Below are 15,516 nucleotides of genomic sequence, written 5' to 3'. Positions count from 1 at the left end.
GATGCCGACGGTGGTGATCTCCATGGGGATGGCTCCTGCATCTGCGTGGCTGCTGCTTCGACAGCGACCACATCTTGGCACCGAGATGCCGTCAGTCGGAGCGGGAGCCATCCACCCCATCTGCTTTGGAGCAGAAATTCTGCCAAGACTGACGAGCATCCGGCGCGCTACCAGGATAATCCAGCATCACTTGGCGCATCCCGCTTCTATAGGTCGGCGGCTACATTACGAGCCGCACTTCGATCAGGTCGATTTCCCGGACGAGCCGACGCAGGAGCACGTCATCGATGACCTGCGAGCGCCGCAGGCGGTAGAGCGCTTGGCGCTCAGCCTCAATGCCCGCGAGGCGCAAACGCTTCTCGGTATTCGCGAGCTGCCGGGAGCGGCTGAGATCTTTGCGCCGCTCCGAGGTCGGCGCCTCGATACCCTCGTACCGATCCATGGCTCGGGCGCCGGCCTCGACGGCGATCGATGCATCCTCCTGCTCTTCCACGAGGCGATGCTGCAGTGCTTCGATGGCCTTGACGGCATCGTCGCGCGCCGCGGCGCGGGCCGCATCCTCCTCGGCATCGTGGCTGGGCTCGGGTGGCAGATGGAGCCCGCGGAGCAGCGGCGGCAGGACCGTGCTCGCCAGGACGAGGGAGGTCAAGATCACGCCCATCGCCAGCAGGATCGCAAGATCCCGGGCGGGGAACGGCATGCCGTCCTTGAGGGTCAACGGCAGCGTGAGGATACCCGCCAGGGTGATGGCGCCCTTCACGCCGGCCAAGGTCGTGGCGGCCACGAGGCGCCAGGTCGGCCCCTCGCGCTTGTCGCCGCGCCGGCGCGCCTTCACGAGCGTGAATTGGAGGGAGACCCAAACCCAGACGAACCGGATCGCCATAAGGCCCGCGGTGATGACCAGAGTCCAGGCGATGAGCCAGCCCGCCCCCTGCACGTCGGCCTGTTTCACCGCGTGGCCGAACACTTCCGGAAGCTGCTCTCCCAATAGGACGAAGATCGAGCCGTTGGCAGCGAGCGCGACGGTGTCCCACACGGCGGTCCGGCGGACGCGGGTGGTGCCGAGGCTGCGCCCTTGGATCTCGACATAGGTCATGGCAATGCCCGCGGCGACCGCGGCCAGAATGCCCGAGGCATGCACGTGCTCGGCGGCGAGATAGGCGCCGAACGGCGTGAGCAGGCTGAACAGGATCTGCAGGCCCGGATCCTCGCCAGTGCGCCGCCGCAGGAGGTCCTGAGCCCCCATCAGCACAAAGGTCGTCAGGGCACCGATCCCGAGGCCTCCGAGGGCCAGCCAGACGAAGGTGGTCGCGGCCTCCGGGAGCGAGAAGGTCCCGGTGAGGGCGGCGGCGATGGCGAAGCGCAGGCAGACGAGGCCGGTCGCGTCGTTCAGAAGCGCCTCGCCCTCAAGGATGTGCATCAGGCGCCGCGGTACGGGTGCCTGAGCTGCGACCGATGAGACGGCGATCGGATCGGTCGGCGACAGGACCGCTGCCAGCGCGAACGCCACGGCGAGCGGTATACCGGGGATCATGCCGTGAATCAGCGTCCCGATGCCGAGTACCGTCAGGACGACGAGTCCGAGCGCCAGCGCCAGCACGGCCTTGCCGTCGCGGAACAGGTCCCGCTTCGGGATGCGCCATCCGTCGAGGAATAGGAGCGGCGGCAGAAAGACGAGGAAGAAAATTTCTGGATCCAGCGATGTGCTCGGCAACGGCCCGAGGGCGAGCGCCACGCCGATGACAATCTGGATCAAGGGGAGCGGCAGAGGAAGCAGGCGACCGAGGGCACCACTCACCAGAACGGACAGCAGCAAGGCCAGAACAACGGTTACGCTTTCCATCTCTCTCTTTCGCTTGGGGCGGACTACCAAGGTGGAGGCCAACTACACCCCTCAAGCACCGCTAGGTGCGCCAATAATGGTGGGCAGTGCCAGACGTTGAGATCTGACGCCCGGTGCCCCACGCTGGAAGCCTGCTTCCGACGCATCGTAGACGCCGTGGAGCCCGCATCATGCACCGGTTCTCAGCAGCAGACGTGCGGTCCATGCCGGCTCTGGCAGCGTGAAGTTGAATCCTGCCCGAGACCGCTTCAATTTGTGTCAGACGACTGGCCAAGCGCTGCTCCTCGAGCGCATCGGCAACCCGACCTAAATTGGCCGTAAGCGGAATGGCTGCTCCGGAGCAGGTGTGCCGGGAAAGCGGACGGCCTTTTATCGACCCAACCCAGTCGTTCAGGCGCATTCCTGCGGTTCCCGTAAGCAGACGTATGATCCGCCGCGAGCTCTGGCAGAGGTGCGCCCATTCCGATCATCGGCGCTCGTCGCAAGCTGACGTGATCGCGAAGACTGTCGTCCGGAGCCAGCCCTTCTCACCTGTTCAGCCGAACCCGTAGAGCTTGGCCGGATTGTCGACCAAAACCCGCGCCCGCGCTCGGTCGTCGGGCACCCATTCGGCCAGGAGGTCGAGCAGCCGGGCATCGTCGGGCATGTGCTTCTCGCCCCGGTGCGGCCAGTCGCTGCCCCAGACCATCCGGTCAGGTGCCGCCGCCGCGAAGGACTTCGCGACGACCGTGGCGTCGGCGTAGGCGGGAGGTCCGCTCGTGGTGTTCAGGTAAGCCCCCGATAGCTTCATCCATGTCCGACCGCCGTCGAGCAGCCTACGGACCACGGCGTGGGCGGGGTGACTCACGCCCTGGCCCGGTAGCAGTCGCGCCAAATGATCGATGACGAGGGGCATCGGCAGTCGCCGCAGTACCGGCTCAAGCCCAACGATCTGATCGCCGGTCGCATAGATCTGGACGTGCCAACCCAGCGGGGCAACCTTGCGGGCCACCGTCTCCAAGCGCTCGGCAGTCGTCGTCCCCCAGGATTGCGGCGTGCCGAAGTTGACCCGGATGCCCACCGCGCCTTGGGCTGCCATCGCCCGGAGTTCGCCATCGGCGATGTCGAGATCGACCACGACTACTGCGCGGGCCGACGGGCCGAACTGTGCCGCGCCATCGAGGGTCGCGCGATTGTCGGTGCCGTAGGTTGAGGGGGTCACGACCACCACCCGGTTCGTGCCAAGGCGGGCCTGTATGCGGTGGTAGGCGGCGACGTCGCTGTCCAGCACCGGCTGTCCCTTCCAGTGGGGCGAAGCCGGGAAACGGGTCGAAAGGATGTGAATATGGCAGTCGCAGGCGTTTGGCGGCACGCCGATCGAGGGCGCCTCCGTCCCGGCCGAAAATGGGGCGGATTCAATCGCACCCGCCGGCCGGCCGGAGAGGCCAGCGGCCGTGGCGATGGTAAGGGTACCGCCCGTGCCCAGGATGCTTCGCCGTGTCGGGGGCCTGAGATCCATCGTGGGGTCCTCCGCTTGGGCGCGTGTTCAGAAGCCGTAAAGCTTGGCCGGGTTGGCCACGAGGATCCGGTTCCGCACCGCCTCGTCTGGGGCCCAGTTCGCCAGGAGGTCCAGGAGCACGGCGTCGTCCGGCTTCGCCTCGGCGGGGGAGGTTGGATGCGGCCAGTCGCTGCCCCAGACGAGGCGCTCAGGGGCGAGCTGCACGTACGCGCGGGCGAGGCGGCTGCGGTCCGCATAGCTCGGCGGTCCGACCTTCGAAAGAAGATAGGCGCCGGTGAGCTTGACCCACGCTCCGTGCTTCTCGATCAGGTCGGCGATGAGCTTGAAGCCCGGATGGGTGGGGCCGGCAGGCTCGGGCAGGTGCCCCATATGGTCGAACACGACCGGCACCGGCATGGCCTTCAGGGTGTCGGCCAGCTCCACGATCTTGTCGCCGTCAGTGACGAGCTGGATGTGCCAGCCGAGGTCGGCGATCTTGCGGGCGAGCGGCACCATGTCGGCGATCGGCGCCCCGCCCGGCAGGCGCGTCCCGAACCGAACGCCGCGGATGCCGGCCCCGTCGAGGCGCTTCAGTTCCTCGGGCGTCACCGAGGCGTCCAGCATCGCGATACCCCGGGCAGTCGGCCCGAACTCCTTCACGGACTGGACGAGGAGGCTATTGTCGACCCCGTAAGTCGAGGGCTGCACCACCACGTGGCGGCCGATGCCGAGGCGCTGCATCAGGAGCTTGTAGTCCGCCACGCTGGCATCCGGCGGCCGCAGGGTCGCGCCGGGCGAGGAGGGGAAGCGCGCGTCGTAGATGTGATGGTGACAGTCCGTGGCTTCCGGGGGCACTGTGATCTTGGGCCGCTCCGTGCCCGAGGACCAGGGTACGGTCTGGGCCGCGGCAGTCCGAAGCCCGGCGCCGATCGCGGCGCCGGTCATTAAGGCCGCGAGATGCGCGCGGCGGGTCATCGAGGTCGTCATCCGGCCGGTCCGTTCAGTGATGCGAGAAGAGGGTTTGGCCAGCGGCCGGCATCCGCGCCGTCAGGATGCTGCCGGTCTGGGATTCGGTGATGAACAGGGTCGCCCCGTCAGGGCCGCCATAGGCGACGTTGGTGGTCGAGATCCCGGCGGGGGACTTCACCCGCAGCAGCGGCTCGGCGACCGGCGACAGCCGCCAGATCGACCCGAACCCAGTATGGGCGACGATGAGGCAGCCCTCGGCATCGAGAGCGATGCCGTCCGGGCCGCCGAGGCCACCGTGGAGTTGCGCGAATACGCCGACCTTCGCGACGAGGCCGCTGGAGTTCAGCGGAATGCGCCAGATGGCTTGCGCGCGGGTCACGGCGACGAACAGGCTGCCCATGGCATCGTCGATGACGATGCCGTTCGGGCTCGGCACGGTGTCCACGAGGCAGGTCAGTTCGCCAGACGGGCGCAGGCGGTAGACCCGGCCGGTCGGGTCCTGCAGCCCGGTCTGGCCCTGGTCCGTGAAGTAGAGGTCGCCGTTCTTCGCGAATGTCAGGTCGTTGACCCCGCGGAAGCCCTCCGAGCCCGCATTCTCCAGGAACGGCGTCACCGCGCCCGTGTCGGGGTCGAGAAGCATCAGGCCGCGCTTGTAGCAGGTGATGAGGATCCGCCCGTCCCGGTGGACCTTCATGCCGGTCGGCCAGCCGTCGTACTCGGCGACGAGTTCCCACTTGCCGGCCGGGTCAATGCGGAAGATCCGGCCGAAGGGAATGTCCGTGACGTAGAGGCGGCCGGCCCGGTCGAAGACGGGGCCTTCGAGGAAGGAATCGATGGGGTTTCCGCCCCGGTTGGCGTTCGCCCAAGCGGTCGGGCGGGCCTTGCGGAAGTGGTCGGGCAGCCGCGTGAAGACCTCGGCCGTCACCGTCGGCGGGGGAGCGAAGAACGACATCGCGTGTCCTCGGTGTGGGAGTGGGCACAGTGGTTCAGGCAGCCAGCGCCGCGGTCCGAGCCTCGCGGGCATGGGCGCGGCTGATCAGGATCACGCTGATCGCGGCGGCGGCATCGAGCGCCGCGACCGGAAGCATGCCGAGGGGGAAGCTTCCCGTCGCGTCCTTCACGAGGCCGACGATGTTCACCATCAGGCCGCCGCCGATCAGGTTCGAGATCGCGTTGATCCCGGCGAGCCCGGCCGCCAGCGTCCCCGGCGACAGCCAACCGGCGGAGAGCGCCCAGAAAGGCCCCTTGAAGGAGTAGGCGCCGACGAGGGCGAAGGTCACGGCCAGGACGGCGGTGGCGATGCCGCCGGTCAGGTTGAGGTACGCCAGGCCGAAGGCCGCGAGCAGCAGCGGGATCGCCGTGTGCCAGCGCCGCTCGCCCTGCCGGTCGGAGTGGCGGCCCCAGAGCACCATCAGGATCGTGGCGAAGCCGTAGGGGATCGCGTTGACGAAGCCGGTCTGCAGGTTGGTCAGCCCGAACGACTTGATCATCTGGGGCTGCCACACCGACAGGACGCTGCCCGTCGCGGAGGCACCGGAGCAGACCAGCGCCATCGTCAGGAAGTACTTGTTGCGGGCCAGTTGCCAAAGCGAGATGTGGTCGATGGGCTTGCGCCGCGCGGCCTCCTCGTCGAGGCGCTCGACGAGCCATGCGCGCTGCTCATCCTTCAGCCAGCTTGCATCGCGGGGCCGGTCGGTGAGCACAAACAGGCAGGTGATGCCGAGGAGAACGGTGGGCAGGCCCTCCAGCACGAACAGCCATTGCCAGCCCTTGAGCCCGAGCAGCCCTTCGAGTTCGAGGAGCGACACGGACAGGGGCGAGCCGAGGAAGGTCGCCAGCGGGATCGAGACCGTGAACGTCGCCAGGACCCGGGCCCGGTACTCGCTCGGCAGCCAGTAGGTCAGGTAAAGGATCGCGCCCGGGAAGAACCCGGCCTCCGCCGCGCCGAGGATGAAGCGCATCACGTAGAGGGAATGGGGGCCGGTCACGAGGGCCATGCCCATGGTGACGAAGCCCCAGGAGATCATGATCCGCGCGATCCAGCGCCGCGCGCCGACCTTTTGCAGGGCGAGATTGCTCGGCACTTCCACTAGGAAGTAGGAGACGAAGAACAGGCTTGCCGCGAAGCCGAACATGGCCGGGGTCAGCCCGAGATCCTTGTTCATCTGCAGAGCGGCGAAACCCACGTTGACCCGATCCAGCAACGCGCAAAAATAGCAGAGCATCAGAAACGGCACGAGCCGTAGGATGACCCGGCGCATGGTCGCGGTCTCAAGCGGATGCTCGGCTTGCTCGGAGACGTTCACGTCCCAACCTCCCTCTTATTTGAGATGTGGCTCGCGTGACGTCTCGCGCCCTTGAGCCTTTGTGGTTTTGGGCTGCAGAGGATCAGATCCCCTCGCAGCCTGCCTCCCTGAGGGCGCGCTCGACCCAGGAGCGATCCACGGTGCCCGCCTTGATCGCCGCCATGGTCTTGGACTCGCCCTGCTGCTTCTTGTCGGCGGCGGCGAAGACCTCTTCGGTCTGGTCGAAGGGCACACAGACGAAGCCGTCGTCGTCCCCGACGATCAGGTCGCCAGGCTCGATCACCATGCCCTCGATGGCGATGGTGGCGTTCATCTCGCCCGGCCCGTGCTTGTAGGGTCCGCGATGGGTGACGCCGGCGGCGAAGACCGGGAACGCGTTCGTGCGGATCCAGCCGTAGTCGCGCACCGCGCCGTTCAGGACGACGCCGGCCACGCCGATCTGCTGCGCATGGGAGAGCATGAGTTCGCCCATCAGGGCGTTCGTCAGGTCGCCGTCGCCATCGACGACGAGCACGTCTCCGGGCTTCGCGCGGTTGAGGGCCGCATGGATCATCAGGTTGTCGCCGGGGCGCACCCGCACCGTCAGGGCGACGCCGCTTAGCACGCCGCCGGCATGGAGCGGGCGGATCCGCGCGCCGCCATGGCTCATGCGATTCATAGAGTCGCTGATATTGGCGACCGCGATCGCCTTGTACTTCTCGACGGTGGCGGGGTGGACCGTGCGAGTGCGCGGATGGATCTTGAAACCGATGGCCATGGAGGTTCGTCCTTCGATGCGGGAAGGTGGCAGGGGCGTCAGGCGACGGGCTTGAGACCGGCCTTGAGGACCATGGCGTCGAGGGCCTCCTGGTAGGTCCGGGGGACGACGCCCTTGAAGTGGTCCTTGAGGCCGAGGCTCTCCTTCCAGCGCAGGCGCTGGGCGACGGCGCGGGCCATGATCGGCTCGACGCCGGCATCGGCGACGGCGTCGGCCGACATCTCCAGTTCCTCGGCCCGGCGCTTGGCGTGGATCGCCCCCGAGGGGGTGAGGCTCTGGACCGTGTCCATCCACGGCCGCGCGAGGGTCTTGGAGGCCGAGGCGAGGACGATCTCGTCGATCCCGTACTGCCGGGCGGCCAGCAGCATCTCGTCGGTCAGCGTCTCGATCCCTTTGATGAGGACCGAGCGGATGATCTTGATCCCCGAGGCGGTGCCGAGCACCGGGCCGGTGAACTCGATCTGCATGCCCCAGGGCACGAGGAGGTCGCGCACCCGCTCGCCGGCCGGGCCGCTCGACAGCATCCGCATGGAATAGCCGTGTAGCGGCGTACCCTCGATCGAGCCGTCGCCGAGGAGCGCGCTGGTGGCTTCGAGCTTCCGCGCGACGGTCTGTTTGATCTTCGGCGTGGCCGAGGCGAAGTCGAGGAAGGTGTGCCGGGCCGTGAGCACCGGGGCGAAGGCGTCGGCGCTCTCCAGTGAGGAGGCGCCGGGCGTGAAGCTCACGATCAGGTCGGCGGCCTCGGCGAGCTCCGCGTTCGAGCGGACGAGGGTGACGCCCGCGTCCCTGGCCCGCGTCTGGATGAGATCCGCGTAGGGACCCTCGAACGCATACTTGTCGTAGCAGGCGATGGACTCGAGGCCGGCGCCGCGCAGGCCGGCGCCGAGCGTGCTGCCGATCTCGCCGTAGCCGACGAGGCCGAGCCGGAATTGTGTGCGATCTGCCATGGTGTGCTCCTGTCGGGCTATGCGGTGAGGGGGATGGTCCGCCGGCCGGCAAGCGGGCTGGCGGTGAGGTGGTCGCGGAGGATCTCGACGGGGTGGGGCAGTCGCAGGCCATCGACGAGTTTCACCTGCGAGCGGCAGGAGTAACCGTCGGCGAGCAGGCGGCCCGAGTGGCCCTTTCCCGCGACATGTCCGGCCCAGCTGAGGCCGTAGATCCGCTCCGACATCGCCCGGTGGTCGGCCTCGTGGCCGTAGGTCCCGGCCATGCCGCAGCAGCCGGCGGGCAGCACCGACAGGCGCAACCCCAGGGCGGCGAAGACCCTGGTCCAATCGGCGAGCGCCGGCTGCGCCGTCGCCCGCTCGGTGCAGTGGGGCAGCAGCCAGTAGGGCTCCGCCCCGGAGGCCGGACGGGTCCGGTCGAGGCGGCCGGCGAGCCATTCCTGGACAAGGTGGACCCGCGGCAGGACCCGCCCCGGCAGGGCCTGCCGGTACTCCGAGCGGTAGGTCAGCGTCATCGACGGGTCGAGACCGATGAGGTCGATGCCGGTGGCCGCAAGGCGGCCTAACTCGTCGGCGTTGGACGCCGCCAGGCGTCCGAACCGGCCAAGGAAGCCGTGAACTTGCAGCGGCTTGCCGTTCGGGCGATAGGGCGCGAGCCAGGGCCGCAGGCCGAGCCCGATCAGCAGATCGAGCAGGGCGAGGAGGACGGGCGTGTCGTAGTGGCTGGTAAAGGCGTCCTGCACGACGATGACGCTCGTCAGGCGCTCGGCCTCCGGGAAGCGCGCCAGGGTCCGCACATCGGCCAGCGCCACGCCGCGGCGCTTTAGTTCCTGAGCCAAGTCGAGGCCTGACAGCTGTGGGACGTGCACGAGCCCGACTGCCCGCGCGAGCCCCAGCGAGGTCGCGACATTCGCAAGCCGGGGCGCCTTGGCCAGCAGCGGTACCGCGGTCTCCAGGGCGGCGATGGCGTGGTGGCGCAGGGGCCGCAGGTAGCGGCCGTGGTACAGTTCGAGGAACTTCGCCCGGAAGGTCGGCACGTCGACCTTGATCGGGCACTGCCCCGTGCAGGACTTACAGGCGAGGCAGCCCGCCATCGCCTCGTGCACCGCGTGGGAGAAGTCGTCCCGCCGCCGCAGGGTTGCGGCGAGGCGGGCCGGGAAGGTCAGCCAGCCCGAGCGAGCACGCAGATGGCGGGCTTCCTCCAGCGGATCGCGGCCTTCGACGGCGAGTCGACGCAGCCACTCGCGCATCAGCTGGGCACGGCCCTTGGGCGAGTGCCGGCGCTCGCGGGTGCCCTTCCAGGACGGGCACATCGCCTCGTCCGGGTCCCAGGTGAAGCAGGCGCCGTTGCCGTTGCAGTGGAGCGCCTCGTCATAGGCGGTGTGGATGTCCTCCGGGATTGCCCGGTCCCGCGAGCCCTTGGTCGGCACGCCATCGACGGTCAGCAGAACTCCGCCCTTGGGGGCGGCAATCTTGCCGGGGTTGAACTGGTTGCGCGGATCGAAGGCCGCCTTCACCCCCTGAAGCACCGGGTAAAGCGGGCCGAAGAACTGGGGCGAGAACTCGGAGCGCACGCCTTTGCCGTGCTCGCCCCAGAGCAGCCCACCGTAGCGCTGCGTCAAGGCGACGACGTCCTCGGTCACTGCACGGACCAGCGCCTCGGCACCGGGCGCCTTCATGTCGATGGCCGGGCGGACATGGAGCACTCCGGCATCGACATGGCCGAACATGCCGTAATCGAGCCCGCGGCGGTCGAGGGCGCCGCGGAACTCCGCGATGTAGTCGGCGAGGTGTTCCGGCGGGACGGCGGTGTCCTCGACGAAGGCGATGGGCCGCCGGTCGCCCTTGGTGTTGCCCAAGAGCCCGACGGCCTTCTTGCGCATGGCCCAGAGACGATCGACTTCTGCCTCGCCTCGGGCGACCGTGTAGCCGCGCCGGCCGTGGGCGTTCCCGGCCTGATCCAGGGCCGCCGTGAGGCAGGTCAGCGCCGCCTCGACCGATTCCGCGCCGTTGCCGACGAATTCGATGAGGTTGACGCCCCGCGCCCGTTCGCCCGCATCCTCCGGGAAGTAGGCGGCGACGCCCTCCCAGATCGGGTCGTCCTGAGCGAGGCCCAGAACCTTGGAATCTACTGTCTCGACCGAGGCCGCCCCGAAGGCCGCGAGCGTGCGCGCGTCCCGCAGGGCCGCATCGAAGCTGTCGTAGCGGAGGTTCACCAGTGCCGCGTGGCTCGGCAGCGGCAGGACGTTGAGCGTCGCCTCGGCGAGGAGGGCCAGCGTTCCCTCCGAGCCGCACAGCACGGCGTTGAGGTCGAAGCGCCCGTCCGCGCGGCGCAGATGGGCCAGGTCGTAGCCGGTGAGGCAGCGGTTCAGCGGCGGGAAGGTCTTCTCGATCAGAGCGGCATTCTCGCGCTGGAGCCTGTCCACCTCACGGTGAATGGCGCCCGCGAGACCGGGCTGGCTCTGGGCCGCCTCCAGACCGACCGCGTCGAGCGGTTCGGAATGCCAGACCGTGCCGTCGGCCAGCACCGTGGTCAGGGCGCGCACGTGGTCGCGGGTCTTGCCGTAAAGGCAGGAGCCCTGTCCGCAGGCGTCCGTCGAGATCATCCCGCCGATGGTGGCGCGGTTGGAGGTCGAGAGTTCGGGGGCGAAGAACAGGCCGTGCTCGGCCAAGGTGGCGTTGAGCTGGTCCTTCACCACCCCCGCCTCGACCCGCGCCGTGCGGCGCACCGGATCGATGGCGAGGATGCGGTTCATGTGCCGCGAGAGATCGACCACGATTCCGTCCGTGAGGGACTGGCCGTTGGTCCCGGTCCCGCCGCCGCGGGGGGCGATCCGCACTGTCTCGAACCGCTCCTCGGCGAGCAGGGTCGCGATGCGCACGAGGTCTTCGCGGTTGCGCGGGAAGGCGATGGCCTGCGGCGTGATCTGGTAGATCGAGTTGTCCGTGGCGAGCACGGTACGGTCGGCCTCGGCCATTGTCAGGTCGCCCGCGAAGCCCCGCGCGCGCAGCTCGGCGCAGAAGACCGCGGTAAGCGACGGCACCTTTGGCCCGGGGGAGATGGGCGGGATCATGGCGGTCAGGCCGGGAGCGCGGCCGGCAGCGCAGCCCGGCGGACCTGCCGGCCGAAGGCCAGCATCATAAGCGCGCCGACGAGTAGGATGCCTCCGACCGCCAGCAGCGGCGCGGTGAACCCGCCCGAGAGATCGCGCACGAGACCGATCAGGTAGGGGCCGGCGAAGCCGCCGAGATTGCCGATCGAGACGATCATCGCGATCCCGCCCGCCGCCGCGCGTCCGGTGAGGAAGCCCGAAGGCACGGCCCAGAAGGTCGCCACGAAGGAGTTGATGCCCATCACCGCGACGCAGAGCGCCGCGATTGTGAGAATCGGCGTCGGAGTTAGGGCGCTCGCAACCAGCGCGGCGGCGCCCACGAACAGGGAGATGACCGGGTAGATCGTGCGGTCCCGGCCCCGGTCGGACAGGCGGCCCCACACCACCATCGCCACCGCGCCGCAGACATACGGGATGGCAGTCACTAACCCGACCAGCGAGGTCGCGAGCCCGAGTTGCTTGATGATCTGCGGCAGCCACAGGCCGACGCCGAGGGAGCCGATGATCGCGCAAAAATTGATCGCTGCCAGCGTCAACACCCGCCAGTTCCGGAGGGCCTGCGCCAGGGTCATCGGGTGCTTCTTCTCGACGGCGGCCTTCTCCTCGGCGAGCTTGGCGACAAGCACGTCGCGCTCTGCGGGCGTGAGCCACTGCGCCTTCTCCGGCCGATCGGTCAGGACGAAGAGGCAGACGATACCGAGGATCACCGCCGGCAGAGCCTCGAGGATGAGGAGCCACTGCCATCCGGCGAGGCCGAAGCCCTCGACCTGAACCAGCGCGCCGGAGATCGGCGATCCGATGATGTTGGCGACCGGGATCCCGAGGAGGAACAGCGCGGTCGCTCGCGCCCGCACCGCGGAGGGGAACCAAAAGCTCAGATAGAGAAAGACGCCGGGCACGAAGCCCGCCTCGCCGAGGCCGAGGAGGAACCGGGCGATGCCGAACTGGATCGGGCCGGTCACGAAGGCGGTCGCCGCTGAGACGAGGCCCCAGGTAATCATGATCCGGGCGATCCAGAGCCGGGCTCCGACGCGCATCATGATCAGGTTGCTCGGTATCTCGGCGAGGAAGTAGCCGAAGAAGAACAGGCCCGCACCGATACCGAAGGTCGTCGCGGTGAGACCGATATGCTGGTTCATCGTGAGCGCGGCGAAGCCGACATTCACGCGGTCCAGATAGCTGACCACGTAGCACACAAAGAGGAACGGCAGGATCCGCCGCATCATCTTGCGATGGAGGTTTCGCTCATCGACCGCGTGGGTCGGAGCCTGGGCCTGTTGCCCATGCACCATGACGTCCACTCCCGACTCGCCAATTTTGAAACAGCGTTTCGTTTCAGGTGCAGCAATCGGCCAGTGCTGTCAACGATGCCGTGGGCAAGGCGGCGTCACGGCTTGGTGAGCGGTAGGCAGATGGCTATGGATCGCGCGTCCCGAACACCGCGAAACCGGAACGAGTGCGAAGCGATGGCTAAGGAGGCGCGTGCGCGGCCCAATCTCGAAGGTGTGGCTTCGGCAGACCGGGTGCTGACGGTGCTGACCGCATTCCGGCGGGGCGACGACGCCCTGGAACTTTCCGAGCTCGCCCGCCGCACGTCGCTCGTGAAGAGCACGATCATGCGGCTGTGCATCTCGCTGGAAAAATTCGACCTGATCGAGCGCCTGGACGACGGGCGCTACCGCCTCGGCGTCGAAGCGGCCCGGATCGGTTCGGTCTACCAGCAATCCTTCGCCCTGGAGGAACGGATCGTCCCCGTCTTGGAGCGGCTCGCGGCCGAGTCCCTGGAGACGGCCTCGTTCTACATCCGTCGGGGCAACCAGCGGCTCTGCCTGTTCCGCGCGGACTCGCCGTCGCCGCTGCGGATGAATGTCCGCCCCGGCGACATGCGACCGATGGATGAATCCGCCATCGCCCAGGTGTTGCGGACTTTCAGCGACCGAAGGGTTTCGGAAAAGACGGCAATCGAGGTTCCACTCTATTCCTCCGGTATCACCGACCCTCACGTGGCATCAATTGCTACGCCGGTGTTCGGTACGGAGCAGAAACTGATCGGTGCCCTCGCACTCTCTGGTCCGGCGTCTCGCCTGACGGTGGAGCAAGCAGAGACTCTCAAGCCTCGGCTCCGAGAGGCTGGTGAACGTCTTTCGTCTGAACTCGGAGCACAGCTCTAAGAGGATTTGCTGTCCAGTAGGCTGGCCATTGCAAAAGTGCTCTGCCACTCCGGCGCACCCCACCATTGGTGTCCGCTGTCTCGTTTCTTCCATCCGAAAGCAGACCGACAGAAATCCGCCCCAAGCGGCCGATCCGTAAACGACCTAATCCAGTCATTTGACACGACTTCTGAGGCGCCAGAAGGCGGTCACTCAGAACAGATCGCTGCGGACGGCCAGCCGCTCTCTACAGCTCGAGCCTTCGGTGGGCCGACTTGGTCGAGATAGCCCTCCAGCTCACCGAGATGGTCGGCCGCGACGATCGCGCCGATGTATCCATCAGGACGCACCAGCACTCAAGCTCCTTCTTCGATCCCATAGGATTTGCGAAAGTGCCCGCGCGTATCGATCAGGTCGCCGTGGGAACTGATGCGGTGGATGCGCAGCCCGTTTCGCGGGGCCGGGGTGGCGCGGTCCGTCATGAACCCGATCAGGGTCCAGTGCGGGCCTTTCAGAAGGTCGAAGACACGCACACCCTGCCCAGCAGCACCCGTCAGCGGCGCGTCCGGTGCGCGATCTCCCGCGAGAATACCGCGGTGGCGCTCGGGAGCCTCGAAGGCCAGAGAGGAGGTCGGATAAGCGAGGTCGAGTTGCTGCACCTCGCGACCCCGGCGCATGTCACCGCGCTTGGCCGCTTCAAGCAGCCCCGTGGACAGCCCCAGCATCTCTGCCGCGATTGGCCGACGCTCCTCTTCATAGGTGTTCAGCAAGGCATCAGGCGCGCCCGCCAGCACCGCCGACAGCTTCCAGCCGAGGTTGTAGGCGTCCTGCACGCTCGTGTTCAGACCCTGTCCGCCCGTCGGTGAACCGCCCCGGGATTTCCGGAGGCTCCAACTCTTGAGAGGATGGAGCCATGACGAAGCGCAGCACACCCTTTTCGCCTGAGGTCCGCGAACGCGCGGTCCGGATGGTGTTCGACCACCAGGGCGAGCACGGCTCGCAATATGGGGCGATCCGCTCGATCGCAGCCAAGATCGGTTGTTCGGGCGAGACGTTGCGGAACTGGGTCCGGCAAGCCGAGCGGGACCAGGGCCAGCGACCCGGACCAACGACGGACGAGCGCGAGCGGATCAAAGCCCTGGAGCGCGAGAACCGCGAGCTTCGGCAGGCCAACGAGATCCTGAGGAAGGCGTCGGCCTATTTTGCGATGGCGGAGCTCGACCGCCGGTCGCGGACATGATCGCCTTCATCGACGATCACCGGGAGGCCTACGGGGTCGAGCCGATCTGCCGCGTGCTGCCGATCGCCCCGTCAACCTATCACGCCCATGCCGCGCGGCGTGTCGACCCCGGCAAGCTGCCGGCTCGGGCTCGCTCGGACGCGGCGCTCATGGTCGAGATCCGGCGCGTGTTCGAGGAGAACTTCCACGTCTACGGGGTGCGGAAGGTCTGGCGGCAACTCGGTCGAGAAGGGATCGCGGTTGCCCGCTGTACGGTCGCCCGGCTGATGCAGGTCATGGGTCTGAAGGGCGTCGTGCGGGGCAAGAAGGTTCGCACCACCATCCCGGATCCGGCCGCGGCCTGCCCGCTCGATCGGGTGAACTGCCAGTTCAAGGCGCCGCGCCCCAACGCCTTGTGGGTCAGCGACTTCACCTACGTCGCGACCTGGGCCGGTTTCATCTACGTCGCGTTCGTGATCGACGCCTATGCCCGGCGCATCGTCGGTTGGCGGGTCTCCCGCACGGCTCACGTCGCCTTCGTGCTCGATGCTCTTGAGCAGGCCCTGCACGAGCGTCGTCCTCTCTGGGGCGGTGGGCTCGTGCACCATAGCGACAGTCAGAAGATCTGCGCCAGTTCCCGGGTGGTCTGACCCGCACAGCGATGGACCATCGGTTAAGCTGGCGCCGCAGGGCGTCCCGGTGCGGCCTGACTCGCACTCTGATCGACCGGCCGTGTCT

The 15,516-nt window shown here is 67.9% G+C and carries 10 protein-coding genes, 2 pseudogenes and 1 other annotated feature; of the genes and pseudogenes, 2 read left to right on the top strand and 10 right to left on the bottom strand.

Annotated elements, in window-relative coordinates; all coding sequences use genetic code 11:
• Window positions 1–220: 220 nt before the first annotated feature.
• The 9 genes from ACLBYB_RS31395 to ACLBYB_RS31355 form a co-directional block, all read right to left on the bottom strand.
• A complete protein-coding gene (locus ACLBYB_RS31395; RefSeq protein WP_447701178.1) occupies window positions 221–1,843 on the bottom strand; it encodes a Na+/H+ antiporter in 1,623 nt (540 codons plus the stop codon).
• Between the two features lie 535 nt (window positions 1,844–2,378).
• Window positions 2,379–3,341, bottom strand: a complete 963-nt coding sequence (locus ACLBYB_RS31390) for an amidohydrolase family protein (RefSeq protein ID WP_447701177.1) — start codon at window positions 3,339–3,341, stop codon at window positions 2,379–2,381.
• Window positions 3,342–3,368: 27 nt separating this feature from the next.
• On the bottom strand, window positions 3,369–4,307 hold the full coding sequence (locus ACLBYB_RS31385; RefSeq protein WP_447701176.1) for an amidohydrolase family protein: 939 nt from the start codon (window positions 4,305–4,307) through the stop codon (window positions 3,369–3,371).
• A gap of 13 nt (window positions 4,308–4,320) precedes the next feature.
• The gene (locus ACLBYB_RS31380; RefSeq protein ID WP_447701175.1) at window positions 4,321–5,241 is read right to left on the bottom strand and encodes an SMP-30/gluconolactonase/LRE family protein; all 921 of its coding nucleotides are present in this window, start codon (window positions 5,239–5,241) and stop codon (window positions 4,321–4,323) included.
• A 34-nt stretch (window positions 5,242–5,275) separates the two neighbouring features.
• Window positions 5,276–6,550 carry an MFS transporter gene (locus ACLBYB_RS31375; RefSeq protein WP_447701179.1) on the bottom strand — a complete coding sequence of 425 codons (1,275 nt, stop codon included), beginning with the start codon at window positions 6,548–6,550 and terminating at the stop codon, window positions 5,276–5,278.
• A 127-nt stretch (window positions 6,551–6,677) separates the two neighbouring features.
• On the bottom strand, window positions 6,678–7,352 hold the full coding sequence (locus tag ACLBYB_RS31370; protein ID WP_447701174.1) for an RraA family protein: 675 nt from the start codon (window positions 7,350–7,352) through the stop codon (window positions 6,678–6,680).
• A gap of 38 nt (window positions 7,353–7,390) precedes the next feature.
• Entirely contained in the window at window positions 7,391–8,299 is a 909-nt protein-coding gene (locus tag ACLBYB_RS31365) for a DUF1932 domain-containing protein (RefSeq protein ID WP_447701173.1), read from the bottom strand.
• A gap of 17 nt (window positions 8,300–8,316) precedes the next feature.
• Window positions 8,317–11,370, bottom strand: coding sequence for a D-2-hydroxyglutarate dehydrogenase YdiJ (gene ydiJ, locus ACLBYB_RS31360; protein ID WP_447701172.1), 3,054 nt, complete (start codon window positions 11,368–11,370; stop codon window positions 8,317–8,319).
• 5 nt (window positions 11,371–11,375) lie between these two features.
• Window positions 11,376–12,701 carry an MFS transporter gene (locus ACLBYB_RS31355; protein WP_447701171.1) on the bottom strand — a complete coding sequence of 442 codons (1,326 nt, stop codon included), beginning with the start codon at window positions 12,699–12,701 and terminating at the stop codon, window positions 11,376–11,378.
• A gap of 174 nt (window positions 12,702–12,875) precedes the next feature.
• Here ACLBYB_RS31355 and ACLBYB_RS31350 point away from each other — a divergent pair, with 174 nt between their 5' ends.
• The gene (locus tag ACLBYB_RS31350) at window positions 12,876–13,580 is read left to right on the top strand and encodes an IclR family transcriptional regulator (RefSeq protein ID WP_447701170.1); all 705 of its coding nucleotides are present in this window, start codon (window positions 12,876–12,878) and stop codon (window positions 13,578–13,580) included.
• Window positions 13,581–13,768: 188 nt separating this feature from the next.
• On the opposite strand, the pseudogene ACLBYB_RS31345 reads toward ACLBYB_RS31350, so the two are convergent.
• A pseudogene (locus tag ACLBYB_RS31345) lies at window positions 13,769–14,422 on the bottom strand (FAD-dependent monooxygenase); the annotation flags it as partial.
• Between the two features lie 50 nt (window positions 14,423–14,472).
• Between ACLBYB_RS31345 and ACLBYB_RS31340 the strand changes: the two are divergent.
• Window positions 14,473–15,392 (top strand): annotated as a pseudogene (locus ACLBYB_RS31340) (IS3 family transposase); the annotation flags it as partial.
• Window positions 14,754–14,870 (top strand) — a sequence feature (AL1L pseudoknot). (Overlaps the previous pseudogene by 117 nt.)
• Window positions 15,393–15,516: the final 124 nt, after the last annotated feature.

The sequence above is a fragment of the Methylobacterium sp. D54C genome (assembly GCF_053345595.1).
The sequence above is the reverse complement of the archived record's forward strand: the minus strand, read 5'-3'. Positions and strand labels throughout refer to the sequence as shown.

Excerpts from the sequence above, each read along its gene's own strand:
- ACLBYB_RS31395 (WP_447701178.1), bottom strand. The coding sequence starts at position 1,843 with ATGGAAAGCGTAACCGTTGTTCTGGCCTTGCTGCTGTCCGTTCTGGTG.
- ACLBYB_RS31390 (WP_447701177.1), bottom strand. The coding sequence starts at position 3,341 with ATGGATCTCAGGCCCCCGACACGGCGAAGCATCCTGGGCACGGGCGGT.
- ACLBYB_RS31385 (WP_447701176.1), bottom strand. The coding sequence starts at position 4,307 with ATGACGACCTCGATGACCCGCCGCGCGCATCTCGCGGCCTTAATGACC.
- ACLBYB_RS31380 (WP_447701175.1), bottom strand. The coding sequence starts at position 5,241 with ATGTCGTTCTTCGCTCCCCCGCCGACGGTGACGGCCGAGGTCTTCACG.
- ACLBYB_RS31375 (WP_447701179.1), bottom strand. The coding sequence starts at position 6,550 with ATGCGCCGGGTCATCCTACGGCTCGTGCCGTTTCTGATGCTCTGCTAT.
- ACLBYB_RS31370 (WP_447701174.1), bottom strand. The coding sequence starts at position 7,352 with ATGGCCATCGGTTTCAAGATCCATCCGCGCACTCGCACGGTCCACCCC.
- ACLBYB_RS31365 (WP_447701173.1), bottom strand. The coding sequence starts at position 8,299 with ATGGCAGATCGCACACAATTCCGGCTCGGCCTCGTCGGCTACGGCGAG.
- ydiJ (WP_447701172.1), bottom strand. The coding sequence starts at position 11,370 with ATGATCCCGCCCATCTCCCCCGGGCCAAAGGTGCCGTCGCTTACCGCG.
- ACLBYB_RS31355 (WP_447701171.1), bottom strand. The coding sequence starts at position 12,701 with ATGGTGCATGGGCAACAGGCCCAGGCTCCGACCCACGCGGTCGATGAG.
- ACLBYB_RS31350 (WP_447701170.1), top strand. The coding sequence starts at position 12,876 with ATGGCTAAGGAGGCGCGTGCGCGGCCCAATCTCGAAGGTGTGGCTTCG.